This window comes from Mesorhizobium amorphae, assembly GCF_014843845.1.
Lineage (GTDB): Bacteria > Pseudomonadota > Alphaproteobacteria > Rhizobiales > Rhizobiaceae > Mesorhizobium > Mesorhizobium amorphae_A.
On the sequence record NZ_JHQS01000107.1, the window covers coordinates 1 to 1,503 of the forward strand.

The 1,503-nt window shown below is 63.3% G+C and carries 2 protein-coding genes; both read left to right on the plus strand.

The annotated features are described in order from the left end of the window. Positions 1–456 (plus strand): IS66 family transposase (locus tag DH08_RS30230; RefSeq protein ID WP_192182913.1); only part of this gene is annotated, 456 nt, incomplete at its 5' end. Between the two features lie 116 nt (positions 457–572). Further along, positions 573–1,445: a GNAT family N-acetyltransferase gene (locus DH08_RS30235; protein ID WP_192182914.1), complete on the plus strand. Its 873-nt coding sequence runs from the start codon at positions 573–575 to the stop codon at positions 1,443–1,445. Positions 1,446–1,503: the final 58 nt, after the last annotated feature.

Here is a 1,503-nt window from a genome sequence, read left to right on the forward strand (position 1 = left end):
CACGTCGAGGGCGACATCCGCGGCCAGCCGGCAGACGCACGTCGTGCCGTGCGCCAGGAAAGGAGCCGGCCGATCCTGGCAGAGCTCGAGCCGTGGCTGCGCGAGAAGCTCGGCCTGATCAGCCAGAAGACCAAGCTCGCCGAGGCGATCCGCTATACGCTGTCACACTGGGAGGGACTCGCCCGCTTCCTCGGCGACGGGCGCATCGAGATCGACTCCAATACCGTCGAACGGTCGATCCGCCCTATCGCGCTCAACCGGAAGAACGCCCTCTTCGCGGGCTCTGACGGCGGCGCCGAGCATTGGGCCGTCGTCGCTTCGCTGATCGAGACGTGCAAGCTGAACGACGTCGAGCCGCTCGGCTACCTCACCGACGTGCTCGCCAGGATCGCCAACGGCCACCCAAACAGCCAGATCGACGATCTCCTGCCCTGGACCTGGGGCACGCACCGCTGACTTTAGCTCCGCTTCCGATCGCGGCGACGTCGATCAGCACCTCACTGCCGACGGCACAGCACCCTCTGGCCCATTCGAGGCGAGTGTGCGAGCATATGCAAAGCAAGGAGGGGCAGATGGACATCACCATCCGACCCGCAATGGATGCCGATGCTGATGAATGTGGTCGCATCTGCTACGAGGGCTTTCGAGCGGTCAACGAGCGCCACGGGTTCCCTGCAATCTTTCCCTCGGCGGAAATCGCTGCGCGGCGCGTCGCCGGTTTCATCCGTCACCCAGCAGTGTTCGCGATAGTCGCTGCCAGCCATGGCGACGGTCGGATCGTCGGATTCAATTTTCTCAGCGAGCGCGACCCGATTCGAGCAATCGGTCCTATTGTCATCGATCCGGCCGTTCAAGAGCGCGGGATCGGACGGCGATTGATGGAAGCAGCCCTCGATCGGGCGCATGGCGCTCGCGGTGTCCGCCTCCTTCAGGAAGCATACAACGTGCAATCCCTGTCGCTTTACGCTGTGCTCGGATTCGAAGCGAGGGAACTTTTTGTCGTTATGGCGGGAGCACCGACGAGCACGCCGCCACCTCCGGATTGGCAGATACGGCCTTTGACGGAAGCGGATATGCAGGAGTGCGCGTCCCTGCATGGGAGGATCCACGGCTACCCCCGCACGAACGAATTGCGCGATGCGCTGGCGACAGGAACACCGATCGTGGCCATTAGAGGCGAGCGCGTGCGCGCCTATATGGCGTCGCCTGCGAACTGGCTGGCCAATCACGGCGTCGGCGAGACCGAGGAGGACGTGCGGGCGCTCCTTCTCGGAGCAACACGGATCATAAAGGATCCGCTGTCGTTCCTGTTGCCAATTCGCCGCGCAGCACTATTCCGCTGGTGCCTGGCACAAGGTCTTCGCACGATCAGGCCAATGATGCTGATGACCATCGGTGAATACCGCGACCCGCGGGAGGTTTACTTCCCTTCCGTCCTTTACTGAATGACGGCTCGGCCCTCATCGGACGCCCCGCCTTCAAGGGTCACGCGACACCGCTTAC